General features: G+C 69.6%; 27 protein-coding genes and 3 tRNA genes. 9 read left to right on the top strand and 21 right to left on the bottom strand.

Features of this window, described 5'->3' with window-relative positions; translation table 11 throughout:
• Positions 1 to 168 precede the first annotated feature (168 nt).
• Both ABCU91_RS04025 and ABCU91_RS04020 read left to right on the top strand, forming a co-directional pair.
• Positions 169 to 687, top strand: a complete 519-nt coding sequence (locus tag ABCU91_RS04025; RefSeq protein ID WP_406922848.1) for a PH domain-containing protein — start codon at positions 169 to 171, stop codon at positions 685 to 687.
• Positions 684 to 2171 (top strand): hypothetical protein, encoded by a 1488-nt coding sequence (locus ABCU91_RS04020; RefSeq protein WP_413354884.1) that lies wholly within the window; start codon positions 684 to 686, stop codon positions 2169 to 2171. The genes ABCU91_RS04025 and ABCU91_RS04020 overlap by 4 nt, the downstream gene beginning before the upstream one ends.
• Here the strand turns inward: ABCU91_RS04020 and lysS are convergent.
• The 13 genes from lysS to tilS form a co-directional block, all read right to left on the bottom strand.
• Positions 2164 to 3687 (bottom strand): lysine--tRNA ligase, encoded by a 1524-nt coding sequence (lysS, locus tag ABCU91_RS04015; protein WP_413354883.1) that lies wholly within the window; start codon positions 3685 to 3687, stop codon positions 2164 to 2166. The genes ABCU91_RS04020 and lysS overlap by 8 nt on opposite strands.
• Positions 3688 to 3868: 181 nt before the next feature.
• Positions 3869 to 4612, bottom strand: a complete 744-nt coding sequence (locus ABCU91_RS04010; protein ID WP_413354882.1) for a formylglycine-generating enzyme family protein — start codon at positions 4610 to 4612, stop codon at positions 3869 to 3871.
• Positions 4609 to 5313 (bottom strand): DUF2520 domain-containing protein, encoded by a 705-nt coding sequence (locus ABCU91_RS04005; RefSeq protein WP_413354881.1) that lies wholly within the window; start codon positions 5311 to 5313, stop codon positions 4609 to 4611. The genes ABCU91_RS04010 and ABCU91_RS04005 overlap by 4 nt, the downstream gene beginning before the upstream one ends.
• The gene (locus ABCU91_RS04000; RefSeq protein ID WP_413354880.1) at positions 5310 to 6989 is read right to left on the bottom strand and encodes a PH domain-containing protein; all 1680 of its coding nucleotides are present in this window, start codon (positions 6987 to 6989) and stop codon (positions 5310 to 5312) included. The genes ABCU91_RS04005 and ABCU91_RS04000 overlap by 4 nt, the downstream gene beginning before the upstream one ends.
• Positions 6986 to 7558, bottom strand: coding sequence for a PH domain-containing protein (locus ABCU91_RS03995; protein WP_413354879.1), 573 nt, complete (start codon positions 7556 to 7558; stop codon positions 6986 to 6988). The genes ABCU91_RS04000 and ABCU91_RS03995 overlap by 4 nt, the downstream gene beginning before the upstream one ends.
• Positions 7503 to 7994 carry a DUF3180 domain-containing protein gene (locus tag ABCU91_RS03990; RefSeq protein WP_413354878.1) on the bottom strand — a complete coding sequence of 164 codons (492 nt, stop codon included), beginning with the start codon at positions 7992 to 7994 and terminating at the stop codon, positions 7503 to 7505. The genes ABCU91_RS03995 and ABCU91_RS03990 overlap by 56 nt, the downstream gene beginning before the upstream one ends.
• On the bottom strand, positions 7991 to 8527 hold the full coding sequence (folK, locus tag ABCU91_RS03985) for a 2-amino-4-hydroxy-6-hydroxymethyldihydropteridine diphosphokinase (protein ID WP_413354877.1): 537 nt from the start codon (positions 8525 to 8527) through the stop codon (positions 7991 to 7993). Before folK ends, ABCU91_RS03990 begins: the two co-directional genes overlap by 4 nt.
• Entirely contained in the window at positions 8524 to 8892 is a 369-nt protein-coding gene (gene folB, locus ABCU91_RS03980; RefSeq protein ID WP_406922857.1) for a dihydroneopterin aldolase, read from the bottom strand. Before folB ends, folK begins: the two co-directional genes overlap by 4 nt.
• Entirely contained in the window at positions 8889 to 9698 is an 810-nt protein-coding gene (gene folP / locus ABCU91_RS03975) for a dihydropteroate synthase (protein ID WP_413354876.1), read from the bottom strand. Before folP ends, folB begins: the two co-directional genes overlap by 4 nt.
• On the bottom strand, positions 9695 to 10285 hold the full coding sequence (gene folE / locus ABCU91_RS03970; protein ID WP_091358723.1) for a GTP cyclohydrolase I: 591 nt from the start codon (positions 10283 to 10285) through the stop codon (positions 9695 to 9697). Before folE ends, folP begins: the two co-directional genes overlap by 4 nt.
• A gap of 10 nt (positions 10286 to 10295) precedes the next feature.
• Positions 10296 to 12299, bottom strand: coding sequence for an ATP-dependent zinc metalloprotease FtsH (ftsH, locus tag ABCU91_RS03965; RefSeq protein ID WP_413354875.1), 2004 nt, complete (start codon positions 12297 to 12299; stop codon positions 10296 to 10298).
• A gap of 69 nt (positions 12300 to 12368) precedes the next feature.
• Positions 12369 to 12920: a hypoxanthine phosphoribosyltransferase gene (gene hpt, locus ABCU91_RS03960; RefSeq protein ID WP_018185762.1), complete on the bottom strand. Its 552-nt coding sequence runs from the start codon at positions 12918 to 12920 to the stop codon at positions 12369 to 12371.
• Positions 12921 to 12929: 9 nt separating this feature from the next.
• Positions 12930 to 13925 (bottom strand): tRNA lysidine(34) synthetase TilS, encoded by a 996-nt coding sequence (gene tilS / locus ABCU91_RS03955; protein ID WP_413354874.1) that lies wholly within the window; start codon positions 13923 to 13925, stop codon positions 12930 to 12932.
• A 181-nt stretch (positions 13926 to 14106) separates the two neighbouring features.
• Between tilS and ABCU91_RS03950 the strand changes: the two genes are divergently transcribed.
• A complete protein-coding gene (locus ABCU91_RS03950) occupies positions 14107 to 14640 on the top strand; it encodes an inorganic diphosphatase (RefSeq protein ID WP_018185764.1) in 534 nt (177 codons plus the stop codon).
• A 65-nt stretch (positions 14641 to 14705) separates the two neighbouring features.
• Here the strand turns inward: ABCU91_RS03950 and ABCU91_RS03945 are convergent, their stop codons facing one another.
• Positions 14706 to 16142 (bottom strand): M23 family metallopeptidase, encoded by a 1437-nt coding sequence (locus ABCU91_RS03945; RefSeq protein WP_413354873.1) that lies wholly within the window; start codon positions 16140 to 16142, stop codon positions 14706 to 14708.
• A 210-nt stretch (positions 16143 to 16352) separates the two neighbouring features.
• Here ABCU91_RS03945 and ABCU91_RS03940 point away from each other — a divergent pair.
• The 3 genes from ABCU91_RS03940 to ABCU91_RS03930 all read left to right on the top strand — a co-directional run bounded on the left by ABCU91_RS03940 (position 16353) and on the right by ABCU91_RS03930 (position 16675).
• Positions 16353 to 16425, top strand: a tRNA-Glu gene (locus ABCU91_RS03940).
• A gap of 21 nt (positions 16426 to 16446) precedes the next feature.
• Positions 16447 to 16520, top strand: a tRNA-Asp gene (locus tag ABCU91_RS03935).
• Positions 16521 to 16602: 82 nt separating this feature from the next.
• Positions 16603 to 16675: transfer RNA gene (locus ABCU91_RS03930), tRNA-Phe, on the top strand.
• Between the two features lie 90 nt (positions 16676 to 16765).
• On the opposite strand, the gene ABCU91_RS03925 is transcribed toward ABCU91_RS03930, so the two are convergent.
• The 4 genes from ABCU91_RS03925 to ABCU91_RS03910 all read right to left on the bottom strand — a co-directional run bounded on the left by ABCU91_RS03925 (position 16766) and on the right by ABCU91_RS03910 (position 19457).
• On the bottom strand, positions 16766 to 16912 hold the full coding sequence (locus ABCU91_RS03925; protein ID WP_413354872.1) for a hypothetical protein: 147 nt from the start codon (positions 16910 to 16912) through the stop codon (positions 16766 to 16768).
• Positions 16913 to 16953: 41 nt separating this feature from the next.
• Positions 16954 to 18195, bottom strand: coding sequence for a DUF1524 domain-containing protein (locus tag ABCU91_RS03920; RefSeq protein ID WP_413354871.1), 1242 nt, complete (start codon positions 18193 to 18195; stop codon positions 16954 to 16956).
• A gap of 230 nt (positions 18196 to 18425) precedes the next feature.
• Positions 18426 to 19181: an MBL fold metallo-hydrolase gene (locus ABCU91_RS03915; RefSeq protein ID WP_413354870.1), complete on the bottom strand. Its 756-nt coding sequence runs from the start codon at positions 19179 to 19181 to the stop codon at positions 18426 to 18428.
• Between the two features lie 12 nt (positions 19182 to 19193).
• Positions 19194 to 19457 carry a hypothetical protein gene (locus ABCU91_RS03910; protein ID WP_413354869.1) on the bottom strand — a complete coding sequence of 88 codons (264 nt, stop codon included), beginning with the start codon at positions 19455 to 19457 and terminating at the stop codon, positions 19194 to 19196.
• A 47-nt stretch (positions 19458 to 19504) separates the two neighbouring features.
• Between ABCU91_RS03910 and ABCU91_RS03905 the strand changes: the two genes are divergently transcribed.
• Complete coding sequence (locus ABCU91_RS03905; protein WP_413354868.1) at positions 19505 to 20101, top strand: class I SAM-dependent methyltransferase; 597 nt, start codon at positions 19505 to 19507, stop codon at positions 20099 to 20101.
• 73 nt (positions 20102 to 20174) lie between these two features.
• Here ABCU91_RS03905 and ABCU91_RS03900 read toward each other — a convergent pair whose 3' ends face one another.
• The 3 genes from ABCU91_RS03900 to ABCU91_RS03890 all read right to left on the bottom strand — a co-directional run bounded on the left by ABCU91_RS03900 (position 20175) and on the right by ABCU91_RS03890 (position 22216).
• Positions 20175 to 20633: a hypothetical protein gene (locus ABCU91_RS03900; protein WP_411267693.1), complete on the bottom strand. Its 459-nt coding sequence runs from the start codon at positions 20631 to 20633 to the stop codon at positions 20175 to 20177.
• Positions 20634 to 20746: 113 nt separating this feature from the next.
• The gene (locus ABCU91_RS03895) at positions 20747 to 21928 is read right to left on the bottom strand and encodes an AAA family ATPase (protein ID WP_065571764.1); all 1182 of its coding nucleotides are present in this window, start codon (positions 21926 to 21928) and stop codon (positions 20747 to 20749) included.
• Positions 21929 to 22081: 153 nt separating this feature from the next.
• Positions 22082 to 22216, bottom strand: a complete 135-nt coding sequence (locus ABCU91_RS03890; protein WP_262981985.1) for a hypothetical protein — start codon at positions 22214 to 22216, stop codon at positions 22082 to 22084.
• A gap of 44 nt (positions 22217 to 22260) precedes the next feature.
• Here ABCU91_RS03890 and ABCU91_RS03885 point away from each other — a divergent pair, with 44 nt between their 5' ends.
• Together ABCU91_RS03885 and ABCU91_RS03880 are read left to right on the top strand one after the other, a co-directional pair.
• The gene (locus ABCU91_RS03885; protein ID WP_413354867.1) at positions 22261 to 23013 is read left to right on the top strand and encodes a DeoR/GlpR family DNA-binding transcription regulator; all 753 of its coding nucleotides are present in this window, start codon (positions 22261 to 22263) and stop codon (positions 23011 to 23013) included.
• A gap of 61 nt (positions 23014 to 23074) precedes the next feature.
• Complete coding sequence (locus ABCU91_RS03880) at positions 23075 to 25117, top strand: bifunctional aldolase/short-chain dehydrogenase (protein ID WP_413354866.1); 2043 nt, start codon at positions 23075 to 23077, stop codon at positions 25115 to 25117.
• Positions 25118 to 25148 lie beyond the last annotated feature (31 nt).

Below are 25148 nucleotides of genomic sequence, written 5' to 3'. Positions count from 1 at the left end.
CTCCGAAAAGGGGTCTGGCTGGCGTCTCGGTCAAGACGCCAGCCAGGGGTGCTTCGAATCGGATCGAGATGAAGCGCGACCAGTTTACGCGCGCCGGGGTTTCGATCTCCCGAGAATCCACACAGGACGGATGTCCGCCGGGGCAATCGGTGCGGGAGTATCGGGACCATGACCGTGCACACGAGCACCCCACCCTCGGGATACCCGCCGGCGCACGGCACCCCCGGTGAACTGGCGCTGGCACCCCGCGCACTGACCTACCTCAACGTGCGCGAGGGTGCGACCACGGTCCTCGTCACGACGGTGCTCGCCGTCGCCGTCGCCTTCCTCCCGGACGCCGCGTGGCGCACGGCCCTCTGGGTGATCGTCGGCTTCCTCGCCGTCGTCTCCCTGCTGATCGAACTGCCCTGGCTCAATCGCAAGCAGGTCGAGAACACGAGCTACACCGTGACGCCCGACTACGTCTACATCACGCGCGGCTGGCTCTGGCGGCGGACCACGGTCATCGCGACGGCCCAGATCCTGAACGTCGAGGTCGTGCAGGGGCCGCTGCTGCGCGCCTTCGACGCCGTGAGCGTGCGGTTCACCTGCATCTCCGAGGTCGAGGGCCTCGGCCCACTCGAGCCGCTCGCGGCCGAGCGCATCCGCGCGACCGTGCTGCGCGCGCAGGCGGAGCCGGCGCGGTGACCGTCCCGGCCGACGCGGCCCCCCGGCGTCTTCCGCTGCGCTACCTGCCCGCGTCCTACCTGGAGTCCTCTCCGAAACTCGTCGGCAGCTTGATCGCCGGCACCGTCTATCTCTTCGGACCCGCCGTCTGGCCCGGCGCCTGGGCGTGGCTGGCGCTCGCCCCCCTGATCGCCGTGCTCGTGTGCGAACCGTTCTGGCGGTGGACCTTCACCCGGGTGGCGCTCACCCCGGAGCACCTGGTGGTGACGACCGGTGCGTTCACGCGACGCCAGCAGTCCCTCGCCTGGGCCGACGTCGGAACGGTCGACAGCAGGCAGTCCTGGGCCTTCGCCCGGTGGGACCTGCGCGTCCTCACCCTGTCCCAAGCCGGCGACGAGCGGACCAAAGTCCACCTGTGGGCGGCCGACGAGGACCTCCATCGCGAGGTGACGGCGCGCGCCGGGCACACGCTCGGGACGACCGTGGCTGTCTCGGCCGCCGAGGCGTCGCCCACGCAGACGCGGGAGGCGCCCGGCATCCTGCTCTACCGGGTGCGGCTGACGCACCTGTTGCTCGCAAGCGTCGTCTACGGCCAGTTCGCCCTCATCGGCGGCGGCGCGGCGTTGGGGGTGTCCGAGACGTTGGGGATGTTCGGCGCCGATGCAGCGCTCGCCCGGTGGCTGCCGCTCCCGCCGATCGTCTGGGCGGTGGTGATCGCCGTCGGCATCGTCGCGCTCGGCCTCGTGCTGACGGTGGTGCGCTACGCCTCGTTCGAGGTGCGACGGATGCCGGGCGACCGGATCGTGATCTCCTACGGCCTGTTCTCCACCCATACCCGGAGCGTCTCGCAGGCGACGACGATCGGCGTCGTGCTGCAGCGCAACATCGTCGAGACGCTGCTCGGACGCGTCCGACTGTCACTTCTGACGACGGACTCGGCCGCACAGCTCGGCACGAACCTCCTCCTCCCGTCGCTTCCCCGCCGGGTCGTGGAGCGCCTGCTGCACGAGGCGTTCGACGAGGACCCGTCGACGCGGTTGCTCACGGGCCACCGAGGCACCCGAGCCACCGGCACGGGTATCGTTCTGCTCGCCGCGCTGATCGCTGCCGCCGTCCTCGCCGGCTGGGTCGCCGCGGAGCTGGGGTGGCCGCCGCTGCTCGTCCTCGCGACCGGCGCGGTCGTCTTCGCGATCTCCTGGCCCGTTACGGTCGTCCTCTGTTCACGCCTGCGAGTCGACGCCGGTTCCGACCGGGTCGTCCTCATCGTGAGCCACGTCGTGCAACGGCAGACGGTGCTGTCGGCCGCGGCCGTGCACATCGTGGGCACGAGCCGGTTCGCGGGGCATCCGCTCTTCGCCGACGTGTGCTTCTACGCCGGGATGCCGCGCACCTTCCGCGCGCTCCGGTTCCGTCCCGCGGAGGTCGACGCGCTGTCGGCTCGGATCGCCGAGACGGTTCCGCTGGCAAGGACGCATCGTCGTGCGCCCGCGCCCGCGGTCACTTGACGAGCGGGAAGAGGATCGTCTCGCGGATGCCGAGGCCGGTGATCGCCATCAGCAGGCGGTCGATGCCCATGCCCATGCCGCCGGTGGGCGGCATGCCGTGCTCGAGGGCCCGCAGGAACTCCTCATCGACGCGCATCGCCTCGTCGTCGCCGCGCGCGGCGAGCTTCGCCTGCTCGACGAAGCGCTCGCGCTGGATGACGGGGTCGACGAGCTCGGAGTACCCGGTCGCCAGCTCGAAGCCGCGAACGTAGAGGTCCCACTTCTCGACGACGCCGGGGATGCTGCGGTGCTCGCGCACGAGCGGCGAGGTGTCGAGCGGGAAGTCCATGACGAACGTCGGACGCTCGAGGCCGCCCTTCACGAAGTGCTCCCAGAGCTCCTCGACGAGCTTGCCGTGGGTCGCGATCTTCTCGGGGACCTCGACGCCCGACTCCGTCGCGAGGGTCTGGAGCTCCTCGAACGAGGTCTCGGGCGTGATGCGGCGACCGGCGGCATCCGACAGCGATTCGTACATCGAGATGCGGTCCCACTGGCCGCCGAGGTCGTACTCGGTGCCGTCGGCCCACGTGACCGTCGTCGACCCGGCGACCGCGATCGCGGCGTTCTGGATGAGTTCCTGCGTCAGGTCGGCGATGCCGTTGTAGTCGCTGTAGGACTGGTACGCCTCGAGCATCGCGAACTCGGGACTGTGCGTGGAGTCGGCGCCCTCGTTGCGGAAGTTGCGGTTGATCTCGTAGACGCGGTCGATGCCGCCCACGACGGCGCGCTTGAGGAAGAGCTCCGGCGCGATGCGGAGGTACAGCTCGGTATCGAAGGCGTTCGAGTGAGTGATGAACGGGCGCGCCGCAGCGCCGCCGTGCTGCACCTGCAGCATGGGCGTCTCGACCTCGAGGAAGCCGTGCGTGTCGAACGTGCGGCGCAGCGACGCGTTGACCTTCGCGCGGGCGACGACGGTCTCGCGGGCGGTGTCGCGGACGATCAGATCGAGGAAGCGCGAGCGCACGCGGCTCTCCTCGCTCAGCTCGGAGTGGAGGTTCGGGAGGGGCAGCAGCGCCTTCGCGGCGATCGTCCAGTCAGTGACCATGATCGACAGCTCGCCGCGGCGGCTCGAGATGACCTGGCCGGTGACCGAGACGTGGTCGCCGAGGTCGACGAGTTCCTTCCACGCCTGCAGCGACTCGTCGCCGACTTCGGCGAGCGAGACCATCGCCTGGATGCGGCTGCCGTCGCCGGACTGGAGGGCGGCGAAGCAGAGCTTGCCGGTGTTGCGGCTGAACACGATCCGACCGGCGACCGACGCGGTCTCGCCGGTCTCGTCGCCCGCCTCGAGCGACGCGAAACGCTCGCGCAGGGCCGAGATCGTGTCGGTGACGGGTACGGACACGGGGTAGGCGCCACCCGCGGCATCCGTTCGTTCACTCAACAGCCGTTCCCGCTTCGCGAGACGGACCGCCTTCTGCTCGATGACGTCCTCTTCGGTCGTCTCAGCGGGCGTGGGCGCGGACGCGTCGGTCATGTTCGGGGGCTCCTCGGGGATTCGACCCTTCAGTCTATCGACGGGCTCCCGGGCGGTTCCCGCGAGCGACGCGTCAGCGGATGCAAGAGATCCACCCCGACACGCCGCCCAGCGGCATCCCACCCCAGGGTGTCACGCACGATCTATTGCATCCGCGAACACCCGCGGCGGATGCCGGGGCTCAGCGGCGCGGAGTCCAGCCGGGCGGGCGGGGATCGCCGCCTGCGGCACGCTCGGCGTCGAACGCGGCCGACCACCCCTGCGCGGCAGCCTCAGCGTCGAAGCCGCCCCGCGCGATGCGGAACCCGACGTCGTCGTGCGTCATGCGCGGCCCTCCCCCGCGGCGGGTGCCGGCGCGGACGCTCCAGGCGTCGTCCGCGAAGCCGCCGCCGCGGAACACGCGGTAGTCGTCGTAGCGCTCGGTGTCGAGGAAGTCCCAGCACCACTCCCAGACGTTGCCGAGCGTGTCGAACAGGCCGTTCAGGTTCGGGAGCTTGCCGCCGACCGGCTGCGGCGAGGTCACGCCGTCACCGGCGGTCCACGCGACCTCGGCAAGCAGGCCGTAGTGCGGGCCTGTCGACCCGGCGCGGCACGCGTACTCCCACTCCGCCTCGGTCGGCAGGCGGAAGCCGTCGCTGTCGACGTGCCACCGCACCTCTTCGCCGTCGACGGCGTAGGCGGGATCGAGCCCCTCCCACTCCGACAGCGCGTTGCAGAACCGCACCGCCCGAAGCCAGCTCACCTCGACCGCGGGACGGCGGGGGTGGGATGCCGCGACCCCGATCACCTCGGAGAGCTGTTCCTGGGTGACGGGGTAGACACCGATCTCGAACGGCTCGAGCGCGACGGTCCAGCGCCGACGGCGACGCGCGTCGTGGAGTTCGACGCTGCCCGCGGGGATGCGGGCGAGCTCGACGTCGCTCACGGCAGCGGCGGCCCGTCGCCGAGTGCCGGCGCGGCAGCACTCAGCGCACGGTCGATCGTCGTGTGGACGAGCGCCGACAGGTACCGGGACGGGTCCTCGACGCCGGCATCCCGCAGCAGGTCGGCTGCCTGCTGGACGATCGACGACGAGAAGGCCGTCGCCGTCGAGATCGCCTCGCCGTACGCGGCGCGATCGACGTCCGCGACCACGACGGGCTCGCATCCCATCTCGACGGCGAGCGCCTGCGCGATCGGGAGGACGGCGGCCGGTGCCGTCACTGCCGCACACGCGTCCTTGAGGGCGCGCAGATCCGTGGAGGTGCCCGTGAAGGCGATCGCGGGATGGATGGCGACGGGGATCGCCCCGCGCGCCGCGGCAGGGGCGAGCACCTGTATGCCGTGCGCGGCATCCGTGTGCATCACGATCTGTCCCACCTGCCACGCGCCGAGTTCGGCGAGACCGGACACCAACCCCGCCAGCTCGTCATGCGGCACGGCGAGGACCACGAGCTCACTGCGACGGACGACCTCCTCGGCGCTGACGCGCGGCACATCGGGGAGGATCGCCTCGACACGATCGTCGTCGGAACCCGAGGTGATCCCGGTCAGGGCATGCCCCGCACCGGCGAGCGCAGCCGCGACGACGGGACCGACCCGGCCGGCGCCGATGACACCGACACCGAGACGCCCCTCGCGGGTCACCGCTCCTCCGCCGACGGCGCGGGCGGAACCGCAGGCGACGCGGGCGGGGTGAGCGACGGAGCGACGGGCGCGGCATCCGGCCACTCCACCTCCACCGCGTTCCGCTCGACCTCCTCGGTCGACGACGCACCCTCCGCGGATGCCTCGGCCACCGCAGCGGCCGTGATCGCGTTCCATTGGGCGTAGGCCTGCTCGTGATCGAGCGACTCGATCGTCCCCGCGACGGGTCCCATCACGGTGTGACCCGTGAGCGCGGCCAGGCCCAAGCGGCGCGCGAGCGGACCCTGCGAGATGCGCACAGACTGCAACCGCGCGAGCGGCAGGATCGTGAGCTTCGGCCAGAGGCGCCCCGTGCGCATGAGCACCGCCTGCGGCAGCACGAGGATGCCGTTGCGCCGCCAGGTGAGGGGATCGATGACGCGCGCCCGAGCCGGGGATGTGAGGTATCCGTCCCGGTCGCGCGGCCCGTGCAGTCCCGCGTCGAGCAGCGCGGCGTCGATCGGGATCGACGGCAAGAGCAGGCGCAGGACGCGCTCGACGTCGGCCTGCGTCCCGATGGGCAGCACATCGCCCATCTGCGCGGCTGACGCATCGCTCGCCGAGCGCCCCGAGAGCTTGTTGACGCGGATCCGGTACCAGCCGCCCCACCGCCACAGCAGCGGCTGCCGGACGTCCACGGCGTGGACGCGACCCGGCGGGAGGGTCTCGGTGACCGTCGTGAGGAGGCCGAACGTGATGCGCACGCCGGCCGACGACGGCGCGATCGAGTACCGGACGGTCTTGATGAACTGGCGGATCGCGTAGGTGCCGAAACCGATCGCGGCCGGGATGGACGCACCGAGGGCGGGGATGATCCAGACGGGCTGCAGCACGAGCCCGACGATCACGGCGACCACGATCGCCACGAACCAGATCGTCGACCCCGACAGCAGCCCGGCAAGGATGAGGCGCGACATCGGCACCCGCACGATCGATTCGGGTTCGGTGCCGTCATCGTTGACGCCGTCGACGATCTCGCTGAGGCCGGCGCTCACCCGCGAGCTCAGGCGCCCGTTCGCGGCGGCGGGGCGTGCCGCGGCATCCTTCGCGCGATGTCCCGACGCGAGTCGCAGGATGTCACCGCGCACGGTCTCGGCATTGCGGGTCGACAGGTACTCGAGCTTGACGTTCGCGTCGAGGCCCGCGCCGACGACCTCGAGCTTCGCGAGCCCGACGAGGCGCGCGAGCGCCGGGCGGGTGAGGTTCACGCCCTGCACGCGGTCCAGCGGCGCCCGCCGGTGCGTGCGAAACAGCACGCCGCTGCGCACCTCGACCTCGTCGCCCGTGATCCGGAAGGTGTGGAAACGCCACGCCGTCCAGAAGATCGCCAGGAGGACGACGAGCCCGACCACGACGACGACGATCGCCTGGATCGCGATGCCGTTCTCCAGGACGAAGTCCACCGGATCCTCCTCGTCCCACCGGAAGTTCTCGGGCAGGAAGAAGGCGATGATGCGGTCGCGGAGGTTCGCGACCAGGATGCCGATGATGACGATGAGCGTCAGTCCGCCGCGCAGGAGCGGCGACAGCGGATGCATCCGGTGCCACTCGCCGTCGCTCATGTCGGAGTGAACCGCGGCGGGCGGTGGTGCGGAGGCGTGCTCCGCCGGCGCGGACTGCGGGTCGAGATCGCTCACAGACCGGTCCGTCGGGTCTCAGCCACCTCGATGAGCGTGTCGCGCAGCTGCTCCGCGTCACCCTGCGGCAGCCCGGGGATCGTGACGCCGGTGGATGCCGCGGCGGTCACGAGCTTCAGCTGGGCGATCCCCAGCATCCGATCGAGCGGGCCGTGGGTGATGTCCACGAGCTGGAGGCGGCCGTACGGGACGGACACCATCCGCTGCCAGAGGATGCCGCGGCGGAAGACCAGATCGTCCTCGCGCAGCTGGTAGCCGATCGACCGCGCCTGACGCGGTGTGACGATCAGGGCGACGAGCGCGACCGCGAACATGATGGCGCCCGGAATGAAGGGCCAGGTCGCCTCGAACATGAGCCACAGGGTGAGGACGGCCGCTGCCGCCAGCACCATCAGCACGAGGTAGCCGACGATCTGGCCGATCACGTACTTTCGCGACAGCTGGCGCCACTCACCGTCGCCCAGCGGCAGCCGCGAGGCACCTCGGGGTTCGAGGATCGAGGTGAAGGTCTCGTCAGTCGGAGTGGGAGAGCCCGTAGCCGGGTTCCTCGGGTCCGGGCTGGTCGTCATCATCGTCCTTCCGGATGGTGCACAGGTGTTCGGCGACGAGGGCGGCGCCGACGAGGAGCAGCCCGCCCCCCAGCGCGGCGACCACCGCACCCGTCGAGCCTAACGAGGGCGACACCGGTCGTGTGAGAACGAAGACGAGAAGTCCGCCGGCGAACCCGGCGACGAGAGCGCCGACGATGCTCGACGCCTTCGCCATCATGGCGATGCGGAGGGCGCGGAACGGATCCACCGGAGCCGCCGCCCCGACCGTCGCGCGACGCACGGGGATGGCGGCGATGACCACCGCGGCGCCCAGCGCGACGAGCAGGATCGGGAGCAGCGGCGACGGAGTGAAGCTCGGCTGCCCCATGCCGGTGAGAATCTGATCGACGAAGTAGCCGGCGATACCCGCGACGACGGCGACGGCCGCGAGGAGGAGCGGTTTCGTGCGGGTCATGCGGCGCCTCCGGGCAGTGCTGCGCGCAGGTCGGCGACCTTCCCGACGCCGGGCAGCACCGCATCCGGGTCGATGCTCAGCCACGGGTCCAGCACGAAGTCGCGCTCCGCGGCGCGGGGATGCGGCAGCACGAGCGCCGGATCATCGGAACGCACGTCGCCGTAGGCGATGAGATCGAGGTCGAGGGTCCGGCTCCCCCACCGTTCGCGGCGCTCCCGCCCGTGGCGTCCCTCGATCGCGTGCAGGTAGCCGAGCAGGAGGGTCGGGGCCAGTCTCGTGTCGATGAGGGCCACCGTGTTCAGGTAGCGGGGGGCGTCGGCATCCGGTCCCCCGAGGGTGATCGCGACGGACTCGATCGGGTCGGCGGCGGCGACGAGGGACGTCAGCGGCAACCGGCCGAGGTCCGCGATCGCCTCGTCGATGGTCGCGCCGCGGTTGCCGAGATTCGCGCCGAGGGCGACCACCGCGCGATGGGCGGGTCCTGCCGCGCGCGGCTCCTTCGGCGGCATCCCTTCGGCCAGGCGGCGGCTCATGCGCGGGACCTCCGGACCGTCACGGCGACGTCGCCGAAGGGGACGGGGATCGGCGCGGACGGCTTGTGCACCGTGACCGCGACGGCGTCGACCAGGGACCAGCCCGACAGCACGGCCGTCGCGATGCGCTCGGCGACGGTCTCGATGAGGTCGACGGGATCGCCCGCGAGGATCGCAGCGACCCGCTCGGAGACCTCCCCGTAGTGGACGGTGTCGGCCACGTCGTCGGTCGCGGCGGCACGGGCCAACGAGAGCGACAGGACCAGGTCGGCGACGAACTCCTGCCCGTCGCGGCGCTCGTGCTCGTACACGCCGTGGTACCCGGTGGCGCGGATGCCGGTGATCGCGATCTCGTCGGTCATCATCCTTCACCCTCCCACGCCGTCCGCACCGCGAGGGCGAGACGCGTCGCGGCGACCTCGTGCACGCGGACCGCCCAGACCCCCGCCTGGGCGGCGAGAACGCTCGTGACCGCCGTGGCGAGATCGAGGTCGACCTCGCCGGTGAGGTCGATGCCCGCGCTCGACGCGGCGACCGCCAGCATCCGTTTGCGGCTCGTGCCGACGAGCACCCGGTGTCCGCCGCCGACGAGCCGGTGGAGGCCTCGGACGACCTGCCAGTTCTGTTCGGGCGTCTTCCCGAAGCCGAAGCCCGGGTCGATCACGATGCGGCGATCCGGGATGCCGACGGCCCGCGCCGCGGCGACGCGCTCACCGAGCTCTCCGATCACCTCCGCGACGATGTCGTCGTAGACGGCGGTCCGGTACATGTCGGCGGAGTGGCCGCGCCAGTGCTGCAGGACGATGTCCGCGTCGGTGCCGGCCACGGCCGCGAGCATGTCGGGGTCGGCGAGGCCGCCCGAGACGTCGTTCACGACGCGCGCTCCCGCCGCAACGGCGGCGACCGCCGTGCCGGCGTTCATCGTGTCGACGCTGATCGCCGCGCCCTCGGCGGCGAGCGCTTCGATCACGGGCAGGATGCGGCTCTGCTCGTCGGTCTGCGCCACGCGCACCGCGCCGGGCCGAGTCGACTCCCCGCCGACGTCGAGCAGGTCGGCGCCGTCGGCGACGAGAGCACGGCCGTGCGCGATCGCCGCATCGTGCGACGCGTATCGTCCGCCGTCGCTGAAGGAGTCCGGCGTGACGTTCACGACCCCCATGACGAGGGTCACGTCCGGCCGCCCGTCAGCAGGGCGATCGCCTCCGCGCGCTCGGCCGGCTCCGTGAACCGGCCCCGGGCGGCGACGGTGACGGTGGATGCCGAGGGCTGCCGTCCCCCGCGCATCGTGACGCACTCGTGCACGGCGTCGAGCACGACGAGGACGCCGCGGGTGTCGATCGATCCGGCGATCGCATCGGCGATCTGCTCGCCCAGGCGCTCCTGCACCTGCGGGCGGGCCGCCAGGATGTCGATCACCTTCGGCAGGGCGCCGAGTCCGACCACCTGCTCGCCGGGGAGGTACGCGACGTGCGCGTGCCCCGCGAACGGGAGGAGGTGGTGCTCGCACACGGAGCGGAATCGGATGTCGCGCAGCATGACCGCACCCGACGGGAGCGTGTCGGGGGCCGGCCCGCGACTGACCGAGATGGTGTGCGCGAGCGGCTCCGCGGCATCCTCTCCCACACCAGCGAAGAACTCCGCGTACGCGTCGGCGACGCGCTGCGGAGTCAGCTTCAGGCCGGGACGTTCCGGGTCCTCACCGATGGCGACGAGCAGTTCCCGCACCAGCTCGGAGACGCGCTCGCGGTCGACCGCCATGCGCGCCGCCTCAGGCCGTCGCGGGTCGAGCCTGTCCGGTCGCGTGGCGCGCCGGCGAGGTCTCGGGAGCCGTCTGCTCAGCCTCGGCGTTCGCCGCGACCGGGACGTCGGCGCGACGCGGAACCTCGACGGGCGGAAGCGTCGAGACGGGGCGCTCGCTGCTCGAGAGCCACTGCGGGCGCGGCGGGAGGCGTTTGATATCGGTGAAGATCTCGGCGAGCTCGATGTGGTCGAGCGTCTCCTTCTCGAGGAGGGCCAGCGCGAGGCGGTCGAGGATCTCGCGGTTGGCGTTCAGCACCTCGTAGGCCTCGTTGTGCGCCTGCTCGATCAGTCCGCGGACCTGCGCGTCGACCCGCTCCGCGATCCGCTCGCTGAAGTCGCGGCCGTGACCCATGTCGCGGCCCATGAAGACCTCGCCCGACGATGAGCCGAGCTTCACGGGACCCACGTCGGTGGTCATGCCGTACTCAGTGACCATCTTGCGCGCGATGCCGGTGGCCTTCTCGATGTCGTTCGAGGCGCCCGTGGTCGGGTCGTGGAAGACGATCTCCTCGGCGACGCGTCCGCCCATTGCATACGTCAGCTGGTCCTGCAGCTCGTTGCGGGTGACGGAGTACTTGTCGTCGAGCGGCAGCACCATCGTGTAGCCGAGCGCCTTGCCGCGGGGAAGGATCGTGACCTTCGTGACGGGGTCGGTGTGATTCATCGCTGCGGCGGCGAGGGCGTGACCGCCCTCGTGGTACGCCGTGATCAGCTTCTCCTTGTCCTTCATGACGCGCGTGCGACGCTGCGGACCGGCGATGACGCGGTCGATCGCCTCGTCGAGGGCGCGCATGTCGATGAGCTGCGCATTCGAGCGGGCCGTCAGGAGCGCGGCCTCATTCAGGACGTTGGCGAGGTCGGCACCGGTGAAGCCGGGCGTCTTGCGCGCGATGACGGCGAGGTCGACCGACGGTGAGAGCGGCTTGCCGCGGCCGTGCACCTCGAGGATGCGCTGACGGCCCTTGAGGTCGGGTGCGTCGACGCCGATCTGCCGGTCGAAGCGGCCCGGGCGCAGGAGCGCGGGGTCGAGGATGTCGGGACGGTTGGTCGCGGCGATGACGAGCACCGACACCTTCGGGTCGAAGCCGTCCATCTCGACGAGCATCTGGTTGAGCGTCTGCTCGCGCTCGTCGTGACCGCCGCCCATGCCGGCGCCACGGTGGCGACCGACGGCGTCGATCTCATCGATGAAGATGATGGCCGGGGCGTTCTCCTTGGCTTCCTTGAAGAGATCGCGGACACGGCTCGCACCGACACCCACGAACATCTCGACGAAGTCCGAACCCGAGATCGAGTAGAACGGCACGCCCGCCTCGCCGGCGACGGCGCGCGCGAGCAGGGTCTTGCCTGTTCCAGGAGGGCCGTACAGCAGCACGCCCTTCGGGATGCGGGCGCCCACGGCCTGGAACTTGGCGGGGTCCTTCAGGAAGTCCTTGATCTCCTGCATCTCTTCGATGGCCTCGTCGGAGCCGGCCACGTCGGCGAAGGTGACCGTCGGGGTCTCCTTCGTCACGAGCTTCGCGCGGGACTTGCCGAACTGCATGACCTTGCTGCCGCCGCCTTGGGCGCTGGAGAGCAGCCACCAGAACAGCAGACCGAGGATGAGGATGGGGAGGAGGATCGAGATGAGGCTGCCGAACCAGTTGCCCTGCGGCACGACGTCGTTGTAGCCGTCCTTCGGCGCGGCCGAGTTCACGGCCTGGACGACCGTGTCGGCACGCTCCGTGACGTAGTAGAACTGCACGTTCGTCGAACCCTCGAACGCCTCGTTCAGCGTGAGGTCGACGCGGTTGTCGCCGTCGGTGATGACGGCCTTGCTCACCGTCGAACCGTCGAGGAGCGAGAGGCCCTGCTGCGTCGTGATGCTCTTGGCACCGGTGAGGTTCGAGATCAGCGTCATGCCGATGATCAAGAGCACGCCGATGAGAACCACGTAGACGAACGGGTTGCGGGAGAGCTTCTTGACGTTCATGGTGCGTTCAGGCTACCCCCGCGGCGCTATGCGGGGTCTGTGCGTTCGTTTTGGGCGTACCGCGCGGATTCAGGAGTAGACGTGGGGTGCGAGGACCGCGACGTCCCGGAGGTTCCGGTACTTCTCCGCGAAGTCCAGGCCGTAGCCGACGACGAACTCGACCGGGATGTCGAAGCCGACGTAGCGGCAGTCGATCTCGACCTTCGCGGCCTCGGGCTTGCGCAGCAGTGCGAGCACCTCGATCGAGGCCGCGCCGCGCGACGCGAAGTTCTCGAGCAGCCAGCTCAGCGTCAGGCCGGAGTCGATGATGTCCTCGACGATCAGGACGTGCTTGCCCGAGATGTCGGTGTCGAGGTCCTTCCGGATCTGCACGACACCGCTCGACTTGGTGCCGGCGCCGTAGGACGACACGGCCATCCAGTCCATCTCCATGGGGCGCTTCAGCGACCGGGCGAAGTCGGCCATCACCATGACCGCGCCCTTCAGCACGCCGACGAGCAGCAGATCCTTGCCCTCGTAGTCCGCTTCGACGCGCCGGGCGAGCTCTTCCAGCTTGGCCTGGATCTCCTCCTCGGTGACGAGGACATCGGTGAGCTGGTCGGCGATCTCGGCTGCGCGCATTGCAGAAGTCTAAAGACCGGATCCGGCGTCCGTGAACTCGATCGTGGCGCCCGCGCGGCGGGCGCGGCATCCGGGCAGGTCGATCGGCCCCTGCCCCGCCCAGTCCGTCACCAGGCGCGCCACCTCGAGGGTCTGCGTGCGGGTGAGCGAGACGTGGAATTCGCTCGCGACGACGTGACGGATGATGCGGTGGCGGAGCGCGGGCGGGTTGGCGGCGAGCGCGGCGACCGAGACGGCGATGCCCGCCTCGGCGTGCTCGACGATGTCCTCGATGGTCTCGTCGATCATCTCGTCGAACGCCTCGGCGTCCTCGCGCAACTGCGCCGCCGTGCGGACGAGCGCCTCGGCGATCCCAGGGCCGAGCTCGGTCTCGAGCATCGGCAGCACGGTCTCGCGGACACGCACCCTCGCGTACTTCGGGTCGCTGTTGTGCGGGTCGTCCCAGGGCTCGAGTCCCTGCGCCGCGCACGCGTCCCGGGTGGTCGCGCGCCGCACCTCGAGCAGGGGACGCAGCAGGGGGACGCCATCGAGATCGGATGCCGCCGCCATCCCCTGCAGGCTGCCGGCACCGGATCCGCGCGCCAGGCCCAGGAGCACCGTCTCGGCCTGGTCGTCCAGCGTGTGCCCGAGGAGGACCGCTGCGGCACGCACGTCGTGCGCGGCATCCCGCAGCACGCTGTACCGCGCATCGCGCGCGGCAGCTTCGGGTCCTCCCTCGGTCCCGACCTGAACCCGGACGATGAGCGGATCGAGGCCGAGCGTCGCGGCGGCGCGTCCCGCGGCCGAGGCGACCTCGGCGGAGCCCGGCTGCAGGCCGTGGTCGACGGTGAGCGATGCCGCCCGCAGGCCGAGCTTCGGCGCCTCGAAGCCGACCGCCGCCGCGAGCGCGAGCGAGTCGGCGCCGCCCGAGAGCCCGACGATGACGACGGCGCCCTGCGGCAGGCCCGTCAGTGCGGTGCGGACGGCACGGCGGACCTCGGCGACGGCGGGATGCAGGGACGGCACAGAGCAACGCTATCCGGCCGCGAGATCCGTATTCAGTCTGCGCCGCACACCGGGGCGGCGGTTGCCGCGTGGTTTCGGGTCGCCGTGGGCGTGCGGCAACCGCGGAGACTGAGTTCGGCACGCGCAGCCGCGCAAGTAGGCTTATGCCCGCATCCCACCGGACTTTCAAAGGAGCACAGGCATGGGCGCGTACGACGCCGTCATCGAGATCCCGCGCGGTAGCCGCGTGAAGTACGAGGTCGACCACGGCACAGGCCGCGTCTTCCTCGACCGCGTTCTGTTCACCCCCATGGGGTACCCCGCGAACTACGGCTTCTTCGAGAACACGCTCGGCGAGGACGGCGACCCGCTCGACGTGCTGGTTCTCCTCGACCGCGAGATCTACCCCGGTGTGCTCGCCAAGGTCCGCCCCGTCGCCGTCCTGAAGATGAGCGACGAGGCCGGCGGCGACGACAAGGTCGTCGCGGTTCTCGCGAAGGACCCGCGCTGGGCGCACATCCAGGACGTCGACGACATCGACGAGTGGACCAAGGGTGAGATCGGCCACTTCTTCGAGCGCTACAAGGACCTCGAGCCCGGCAAGTGGGTCAAGGTCGACGAGTGGGCGGGCGCCGCCGAGGCCGAGCGCCTCGTGTCCGAGGCCTTCACGCGCTTCGACGAGCACGAGGGCGAGACCCGCACGCAGGGTGAGGGCGAAGCGCCCAACAGCCTCTGAGGCTTACAACGAGAAGGTCGGATGCCGCACGGCATCCGACCTTCGTCGTTTCGGGACCCGGAGCGTCAGACGCTGATGCCGCGGGCGCGCAGGAACGGCGCCGGGTCGACGCGGATGCCGCCGCGGTAGACCTCGAAGTGCAGGTGGCAGCCGGTCGATGCGCCGGTGCTGCCGATGTAGGCGATGGTCTGACCGGCGCGGACGTAGTCGCCGTAGCCCACCGCGTAGCCGCCGTCGATGATGTGCGCGTAGCCGGTGACGGTGCCGTCGCTGTGACGGACCTTGACGAAGTTGCCCCAGTCGCCGCTGTAGCCGGCGAAGACGACGGTGCCGGAGGCAGCCGCGTAGATGGGCGACCCACACGAGCTGGCGAAGTCGATGCCGCGGTGCCCGCTGGCCGTGCACCCGCTCGGCGTGCAGATGCTGCCGCGAACGCCGTACCAAGAGCTGATGTAGCCGTGCGCGGGACGCACCCAACCGGAGGGCTGGACAGTGCCACCGGTGCTGCCACCGCCACCGCCGCCACCGCCACCGGACGAACCGCCGCCGCTGTTGTTCTTGGCCTCTTCTTCGCGTCGACGCTTCTCTTCGGCGAGGCGGCGCGCCTCTTCGATCTTCGCCCGACGAAGGGCCTCGGCACGGGCCTTGCGGGCCGCCTCCTCGCGGCGCTTGCGTTCCGCCTCGACACCAGCCTTGTAGCCGGCGACCGTCTTCGCGGTCGTGTCCTGCAGCGCCTGGAGCTGAGCCTCGAGCACCTCGCGGTGCTCGTTCTGGGCGGCGAGGGCGGCCTGGGCGGCTTCGGCGGCATCCTGCGCGGCCTGCATCTTCTGCTCGGCCTCGGCCTTGCGCTTGTCGCGTTCGTCGCGGGCGACCTGCGCCTGCGCGGCGAGGTTCTTCGCACTGTCGCGGGCACCGATGGCGGCGGCGTAGACGTCGCGGTTCGCCTCGACGAGGCGGTCCATCGTGCCGAGGCGGCCCAGCAGGTCGTCGGCGGTCGCGGAAGAGTCGGAGAAGAAGAGGTCGAGGGTCGCGTCGCCCTTGCCGGAGCGATACTGCTGCGCCGCGAGCACGCCGAGCTTCGACGCGGCTTCCTTCGCCCGCTCCTCTTCGGCGTCGGCCTGCGCCTGGCGCTGATCCGCGAGCGCGGCCGCGTCCTCGTAGGCGATGAGGGCGTCCTGATACTCGACGCCGAGTCGCTCGGCCTCGGCCTGTTTGGCGACGACGTCGTTCTCGAGCGACGAGATGAGGTTCTGGATGCGGGTGATCTCGGAGCCCTTGGCGGACTCGTTCTTGCGGGCTTTCTCGACGTCGTCCCAGCTGGGGTACGACGTGGCGGCGAAGGCGGGGAGGGCGAACCCGATGCCAGTGGATGCCGCGGCCACACCGAGTGCTCCGAGCCCCAGCACGTTGCGACGGCTGATGCGCGACGAGAACGAACGCGCCTCGTCGGCGGTGGGCGCGCAGCCGCAGTCGGCTCCGGTCGCTTCGGGCAGGTCGGTCACTGCACACACCCTTCCCTCGGCCAGACGGCGTGCTGATCCGCCCATCACAGTAGCAACACTGGTCACATTCGTCACAGGGAGGTTGCGGCGGGCACCGTCATACTGCCCCCGATTCGGCGCTCGAAGAGGTCGGCGCGCCCTCGATTCGCACATTCGCCGGGGATCGCATATGCTTGACCCTCGGTAAGCGTGATCCCCCCGGGGTCGCTCGGCCCCATCGTTTAGCGGCCTAGGACGCCGCCCTTTCACGGCGGTAGCACGGGTTCGAATCCCGTTGGGGTCACTCCCACAATTTAATAAGCATGGCCCTGTAGCGCAGTTGGTTAGCGTGCCGCCCTGTCACGGCGGAGGTCGCGGGTTCAAGTCCCGTCAGGGTCGCTCCGAGCGACAGGCCCTTGTCTTCAGCTTCTGTTGAATTCACGGGCCTTTCGTCTAGGACATGGCACTTCTGATGCCATGCGGCTCTGTAGCTCAGTTGGTAGAGCGCACGACTGAAAATCGTGAGGTCACGGGATCGACGCCCGTCGGAGCCACACGGACCGTCGTTACAACGGTTCTAGGAACCCTCGCGAAGCTTCTATTCGCGGGGGTTTCGTCTTTTCCGCGCGACGAGCCCCGTCCGCTCAGCCCGCGTCGACCCGCTGGCTCTCCGCGGACTGACGCGCCTCCTGGACGCCGTGCGCGACAGCCTTGCGGATGACCCAGTAGAGGACGTACGAGCCGGCGGCGAACACGGCGATGAAGAGCACGGCGCTCGTCAGGGGATCCATGCGACCAGTGTGTCCGCCCCCGGCCCGCCTGTCGACCGCCGCTACTCGCAGCCGACGCCGTCGCCGTCCCGGTCGAGGTGCTTCGCATAGCCGGGGTCGCCGACGTGCACGGGAGCTGCTCCCGCTTCGCGGGCCGCGGTGCAGTTCTTGTAGTACACATCCGCCGGCGGCGCGGGCGCGGGCTTCGACTCCCGCGTCGGCTGCGGCTTCGGCGCCGGCGCCACGCTCGGGCTGGGCTTCGCCGCGGGCTCGGCCGAGATCGCCATTGCGTCCGCGGCGTAGTCCGACGTCAACAGTCGCTCCGCCGGGCACCCCATCAGGATGCGCTCGATCGCGTCGCGCTCAGCCTGCGTGACCCACAGCTCGTACGCGACCTTCACCGAGACCTGCCGTGCGACGTACGAGCAACGGAACTCCGTGTTCTTCGGCAGCCACGTCGCGGCGTCGCTGTCGCTCTTCTGCGCGTTCGCAGCGCCGTCGACGGCGAGAAGGTTGAGCGGGTCGTTCCCGAGGGTCTCGCGCTGGTGCGCGGTGAGCTGCTGCGCACCCTTCTGCCAGGCATCCGACAAGGGCACGACGTGGTCGATCTGCACGAGCGACGAGGTGTCCTCGCCACGCTCGAACGCAATGCGCTCACCCGTGAACGGATCGTCGAGGATGCCGGAGGTCACGACGCACCGACCGTCCTTCTGCGCGCCGACGAGGTCGCGGGCGAGGACGTCGTCGCGCTGCCCGCATCCGTTGCGGTCGATGTCCTTCCAGCGCTGCCCGAACTCATCGCGGTCGTAGCCGGTCTTCGGCGCGCGTCCCTTCACCTCGAGGGTCGCGAGAGCGGCGAGCGCGGTGCCCGCCTCGGCGGTCTCGGGCGTGACGGTCTCGGTCGGTGTCGGCGATGCCTGCTGATCCTCGTCGACCGCGACCACATCGTCGGCAGCCGGGGATGCCGGTGCGAAGGCGACGGGCGCCTCGTCCACCGTCGTGTCGGCCCGCGGCAGGACGAGGTTCGCCATCCCTGCCGACAGCAGCGCGACGACGACGGAGATGATCAGCGCACGCGTGGCGGTGGCCGGCGACGTGAATCGCAGGAACGTCGGGGTCTTCTTCCCGAGGGAGACTCCTGCGGTGATCGCGACGGCGACGGCGAGGGTGCAGATGATCGGCGAGATCACGATGATCGCGACGATCAGCGACAGGACGAGGGCCGTCCACCAGAGCTTCCTGTGACGCCCCGCCTTCGCGGTCATGGTCTGCGTGGCCGCGCGGGGCGGGGTCGACGAGGGCATGGTTGCTGCTCCTTCGAGCGGGGAAAGACCGCACGAAAAGCGCGCGAGTACTGAGCGAACTGGCCATTGGTCCGTGGCCAGCGGCAAGAGCCGGAGCGTCGTCGGGTGGGACAGTCGGGCATCGACGGGATCAGGCTGGAACAGCCCGTCGGATCGAACGTATCCCGCGCCGGTCACCCTGGCGGGCGCGACCCGCAGGCGCGGCCGGAACCCGAGCGTGGGCCGGGTCGTCAGAACGTCAGCGTCTGCCCGTCCTCGGGGACGTGGACGGCCGCGGTGATCCCCTGCGCTTCCGCGACCGCGCGCACGTCGGCGCGGGTCACGTTGCAGTGATCCAGTGCCTCCATGTGGACGGCGACGACGCGGGCATCGGGCGCGAAACTGTGCACGCGCACGACGTCCTCGGCCCCCATCAGGATCGGGTCGAGTCCGGGGAGCACGGCTTCGCCCGTGTTCAGGACGACGACCTCCGGCTGGTGCGCGGCGAGCGCCGCCTCGACGGCCGGGTGGTAGACGGTGTCGCCGGCGACGTAGAGGGTCGGCTCCGCGGGATGCTCGATGACCACACCCATGACCTCACCGAGTCGCGGGGCCGCGGCGAGCGTCGCGTCGGAGCCGTGCTGCCCGCCCGTGCGCGTGAAGGTCACGCCGCCCAGCGTCGCCGGCTCCTCGAGGACGATCACCTGCGTGAAACCGGCGCCACTGATCACCGCGGCGTCCTCGGCGTGCTGGACGAGGACGGGAATCTCACGCGGCAGAAGCGCGGCGGCCGCGGCATCCCAATGGTCGGAATGCGTGTGCGTCACCACCACGATGTCCGGGTCCAGCAGGTCCGCGAGCGGGACCACGAGATCGATCAGCGGGTTGCGTCGTTCACTGGCGAAGCCGGGCTGCGAGCCCTTCGCCCCCAGCAGGGGATCAAGGAGGACGCGGATGCCGCCGACGTCCAGCAGCAGGGTGGCGTTACGGACCTGGGTGATCTTCACTCCGGGATCGTCTCACGCGCCCCTGCCGGTGATCCGCGTGACGAACGCCGGGCGGAGCCGGCTGTTGTCGGCTATCTGCTCGGCCGTCAGCCCGGATCTGAAAAGCTCGCGGACGACCGGCGCGACGCGAGCTTCGACCGCCGAGACGTCATACGCGCCACCGCGAGACGCGGGCAGTTCCGCCTCCACCTGGTCCAGAAGTGCCCGTTGATGCTCGGTGAGCTGGTCGGCCTCGGAGCCGGGGATGCGGATCGTCCAGTCCGGGCCGGTGCTCATACCGCCGCATCCTGACACAGGTCCGACGCGGTCGATAGCCTCGCAGGATGACCCGCACGACCGCAGCGTACGCGCATCGGGCCGCGGAGTATGCGGAAGCGCTCGGATCCGTGGGCGCGATGCACGACGCGGATCGCCACCTCATCGAGGCGTGGGGAGCCGCGGCATCCGGTCGCCTCATCGACGCCGGCTGCGGGCCGGGCCATTGGACGCAGCACCTCGCGGAGCGGGGCGCCGACATCCGCGGGATCGACCTTGTGCCCGAGTTCATCGGCCACGCCCGCGCGACCCACCCGGGCGTCCGGTTCGACGTCGAGAGCATCGAGGCGATCGACGAACCGGATGCCGCGATCGGCGGCATCCTCGCCTGGTTCTCGACGATCCACCACGAGCCCGCGGCGATCGCGGTTCCGCTCACCGAGTTCGCGCGCGTGCTGCGTCCGGGTGGGTCGCTCCTGCTGGGCTGTTTCGACGCGGACGAGACGGAGGCGTTCGACCACGCCGTCGTGCGTGCCTACCGCTGGAAGACCCGCGACCTGCAGCGGATCCTCGAGTCTGCGGGCTTCGACGTCGTCGCCGTCCACCGCCGTGCCGAGCGCGGAACACGACCCGTCGGGGCGATCATCGCGGAACGGCCGAGCTGATGCGCACCGGACCGTAACTGATGAGGCGCGCCAAGATTGCGAGCAGGCGAACAGAGCCTCCTCGCCTAAGACATCAGGGGATTAGTGACCGAAGGTGGTCAAACTTCTGGAGCAATCGGGCGAGGCTAGGACTGCGCAACTCCGCCAGACCGACGTCCATGCGGGCAGTCATGCGAGGTTGATGTGTAGGTTTCACATACTTCTGGGGCAGCAGGGCGCTAGGAATGGCTGACTTACCCCTTCGATTCGGCTGATATTCGAGTTCTGGATCAAAGCCGAGAGTTTCGGCAGACGCATAGAGCCAGTCCTCGTAGTCACGTTCCGCGATAGCAATGACCACCGGCACACCGACTTCCTTCTCCGCGCGAGCGAGAAGCTCTGGCCCTTCCTGACAGACCAGCTCATCGTCTGCGTCCAGCACAACGATCACACCCACAGCGCCCGGGCGTGCTGCGGTGGCGACATACCCCTCTATCCCGCCTTCGGCAGTGGCGTTCCCCTTGCCATTGAAAGGAACCGGTTTGCCAATCACATCGACATAATCGTCACTTCGCGCGCGGTGAGCCCTAAGCAGCATCGGAACCGCTCGGACATCTCCGGGGCCTTCTACAACTAGTGCTATGTGCGGTTTCCCCGCTGGGACCGTCATAGCGCCGGGTCCAGGGAATCGGCGCGCAACAACTCGCCCGGCGTCATGAGACCCCGCCGCACCACATCTCGAGTGTGATCTGACACCGGAGCAAGACGAGACTCACCGTTCTCTGTCCAGACGACACGAAGATCCTCAATGGGGAGCGCATTCACGATGTCCGCACTGTGAGTCGTGATTAACACCTGAGACACATTCGCCTGCTGCTGCAGGATGTCTACAAGCGTTGTCATGGCTCCAACGTGGATGGCAATCTCGGGCTCCTCGATGACGATGAGCGACGGCGACGCTGGCTGAAGCATCGCCAGCAAGATGCCGAAACTGCGCAGTGTCCCATCCGACATCTGCTTCGCTAGGAACATCCGATCTTTAGACTCAGTCGCTTGGTAGAACGCGAGGGTTTGTCGGTCCGCCAGATTTCTTAGCTCGATCCGAGCAATGCCAGGAACAATCGCGGCGAGCTGGTCAACGAGTTCGGTCCGGCGGGCCGCAGTGAGGCTCTCGAATACGCTTGTTACGTTCGACCCGTCGGGCTCGAACTGCCTCGTCGAGGATGGCTCCTGAAGATCAGCAACACTCGAGGGGTTGATCTCAACAGCCTGCAGGCTCTGAAGCACCCTCTGAACGAGGAATGCGGTGAGACTTCCTGTGCTCAGTGCGCTTTGCCCGGGGGCGACTGGGACCGGTCGCTCTTCCTCCGGGCTATGCACTTCGACCCGAGTCCCGTCGCTCTCGAAGCCCCATTCTTCTCGACCGAAATAGACGTGAGCGGACTCTCTCTTTACCTCGTACCGCTTGCCCGCCACCGAACCAAGCTTGAGTTCGTAGTGAGACACCTCAGCAGAGCCGAACTGGAATTCAAGCCGCAAGGAGGGCTCGTATGGCCGGCCCTCGCTGCGGTGACGCAGCTGGTCGTACCCACCTCTGCGCCGCACCGCGTTGGGCAGGCCGTGAGTGGGAATGTCTCGAAGCAACTTGATTGCGGCCACCGCGTTCGACTTGCCACTGCTGTTCGGACCAACAAGAGCCACGAAGTCACCTAGTTCGATGGTGGCATCCCGATACGACAGAAAGTTTCGCAATGTGAGCGACTTGAATTGCAGGTTCTTGAGCGCCAGCGTCTCACCAAGAGTCGTGGCGTCACCGTCGGCGGCGACCTCGTTAGCGTCCATGGACATGCTCGAAGCCTAGCCATCCGTTCGGAGCGTATGCGTCTCCGCGTCTCGTGCCTCCGCTTGTCTTTTTTAGTCGCCTCGGTTTGCACCGGACGCGGCCCCGCCCCGACACCCGACTACAGTCCTTCAGCGCGCTGAGCGATCCTCACCGACCCATCAGCGCGGCTCCGTCACGCGCACGAGTCCGCAATTGAGGCACGACCACGCGACGGTGAACCGCTCGTCGTCGAGGATCTCGAAGCGCAGCGGATCGCCGCAGGTGGGGCACATGACCGCCGGACGCTCGCTCACGAAACGAGCCTAAGGTCGCCGCGGCACACCGTTACCCTGATCGCATGCCGCAGTTGCTCAGCGCCGAACGGCGGTCGCTTCTCATCGAGATGCTCGCCGAGTCCGGCAGCGTCCGCCTCGAGCCGGCAGCCGAGGCGCTCGGCGTCTCGGCGATGACCGTGCGGCGCGATCTCGACGACCTCGTCCGCGACGGTCTCGCGCGCCGGGTCCGGGGCGGCGCGGTCGCCGCCATCGTGCCGCAGGACTTCACCGCCCGGATCGCCGCGCGCGGCGGCGCCAAGGCCGAGATCGCGCGGAAAGCCCACGACCTGCTCCCCCACGGCGGTGCCGCGGCGATGGATGCCTCGTCCACGGTCGGCGCGCTCATCTCCACCCTCGACGACAGCGACGAACTGCTCGTCGTCACAAACTCGTACGACAACCTCCGCGCAGCACAGGGGCGACCCGGCGTCGACGCGATCCTCCTCGGCGGTCGCCTGGAACCGCGCACCGGCAGCTTCGTCGGTGCGCAGGCATGCGAGAGTGCGAGCCGCTTCCACTACGACCGCTTCTTCACGAGCGCTGCCGCCCTCGATCCGTCATTCGGCACGAGCGAGACGACCCTCGAAGAAGCCGAGGTGAAGCGCGTCCTCTCGACACATGCAGACGAGACCGTCGTGCTCGCGGACTCCTCGAAGCTCGAACGACTCGCCGTCGCGCGGGCCCTCTCCTGGACCGACGTCGACCTCCTCGTGACCGAGCTCGACCCGGCCGACGAACGGCTCTCGGCCTTCCGGGGGCTGGTCGAGATCCGCTGAGCCTGTTAGATTGTGAAAGGTTTCACAAGATCTTTCACATCTGAGCCTCGCAGGAGAGTCGATGTCCCCCACCCCCACGGCCGCCGCCGAACTCATCGCGCGCAGCAACCGCCTCGGATCCGACCCTAAGGTCACCAACTACGCGGGCGGCAACACGTCCGCGAAGGGCACCGACACCGACCCCGTCACCGGTGAGCCGGTCGAGCTCCTCTGGGTCAAGGGCTCGGGCGGCGACCTCGGCACGCTGAAGCCCCAGGGCCTCGCCGTCCTCCGCCTCGACCGCATGCGCGCGCTCGTCGACGTCTACCCGGGCGTCGAGCGCGAGGACGAGATGGTCGCGGCCTTCGACTACTGCCTGCACGGCAAGGGCGGCGCGGCTCCCTCGATCGACACCGCCATGCACGGACTGGTGGATGCCGCCCACGTCGACCACCTGCACCCCGACGCCGGCATCGCGATCGCGACTGCCGCCGACGGCGAGAAGCTGACCGCCGAGATCTTCGGCGAGAAGGTGGCCTGGGTCCCGTGGCGGCGCCCCGGCTTCCAGCTCGGCCTCGACATCGCGGCGATCAAGGCGGAGAACCCCGACGCGATCGGCTGCATCCTCGGCGGACACGGCATCACCGCCTGGGGCGACACCTCCGAGGAGTCCGAGCGCAACAGCCTCTGGATCATCGAGACCGCCCAGGCCTACATCGACGCACACGGTGCGGCGCAGCCTTTCGGCGAGATCCGCGCGGGCTTCGACGCACTGCCCGAGGCTGAGCGCCGCGCGAAGGCCGCAGCCCTCGCGCCCACCATCCGCGGCCTCGCCTCGGCCGACAAGCCGATGGTCGGTCACTACACCGACAGCGACGTCGTCCTCGACTTCCTCGCCGCCGAGAAGGCTCCGGCGCTCGCGGAACTCGGCACGAGCTGCCCCGACCACTTCTTGCGCACGAAGGTCAAGCCGCTCATCCTCGACCTGCCGGCATCCGCGTCCGTCGAGGACTCGATCGCACGCCTTCGCGACCTGCACGAGGCCTACCGAGCCGATTACCAGGCGTACTACGACGCGCACGCGACGGCCGACTCGCCCGCGATCCGAGGCGCCGACCCGCTCATCGTGCTCGTCCCGGGCGTCGGCATGTTCAGCTACGGCGCGAACAAGCAGACCGCCCGCGTCGCCGGCGAGTTCTATGTCAACGCCATCAACGTCATGCGCGGCGCCGAGGCCCTCTCGACCTACTCCCCCATCTCCGACGCCGAGAAGTTCCGCATCGAGTACTGGGCGCTCGAAGAGGCGAAGCTGCAGCGGATGCCGAAGCCCAAGACCCATCAGGGGCGCATCGCGTTCGTCACGGGGGCGGCATCCGGTATCGGCAAGGCCATCGCCACGCGGCTCGCCGCCGAGGGCGCGTGCGTCGTCGTCGCCGACCTCGACCTCGAGAAGGCGCAGGCCGCAGCCGCAGAGCTCGGCGGCACGGACGTCGCGATCGGCGTCGCCGCGAACGTGGCGGATGCCGAGGGGGTGCAGGCGGCGATCGACGCGACCGTCCTCGCGTTCGGCGGCATCGACCTCGTCGTGAACAACGCGGGCCTGTCGCTGTCGAAGCCGCTGCTGGAGACCACCGAGAAGGACTGGGACCTGCAGCACGACGTCATGGCGAAGGGCTCGTTCCTCGTCGCGAAGGCTGCGGCGAAGGCGCTCATCGAGCAGAAGATGGGCGGCGACGTCATCTACATCTCGTCGAAGAACTCCGTCTTCGCGGGCCCGAACAACATCGCGTACTCCGCAACGAAGGCCGACCAGGCCCACCAGGTGCGCCTGCTGGCCGTGGAGCTCGGCGAGCACGGCGTGCGCGTCAACGGCATCAACCCCGACGGCGTCGTCCGCGGGTCGGGCATCTTCGCCGCGGGCTGGGGCGCCAACCGCGCCGCGACCTACGGCGTCGAGGAGAAGGACCTCGGACAGTTCTACGCGAACCGCACGATCCTCAAGCGCGAGGTCGTCCCCGAGAACGTCGCCGACGCGGTCTACGTGCTGACCGGCCCCGAACTCTCGCGCACGACGGGACTCCACATCCCCGTCGACTCCGGCGTCGCCGCCGCTTTCCTGCGTTAATCCCGGCCCGCGTCGGATCACTCCAGAGGAG

The sequence above is a fragment of the Microbacterium phoenicis genome (assembly GCF_047302325.1).
In the GTDB taxonomy this organism is placed as follows: Bacteria; Actinomycetota; Actinomycetes; order Actinomycetales; family Microbacteriaceae; genus Microbacterium.
The sequence above is the reverse complement of the archived record's forward strand: the minus strand, read 5'-3'. Positions and strand labels throughout refer to the sequence as shown.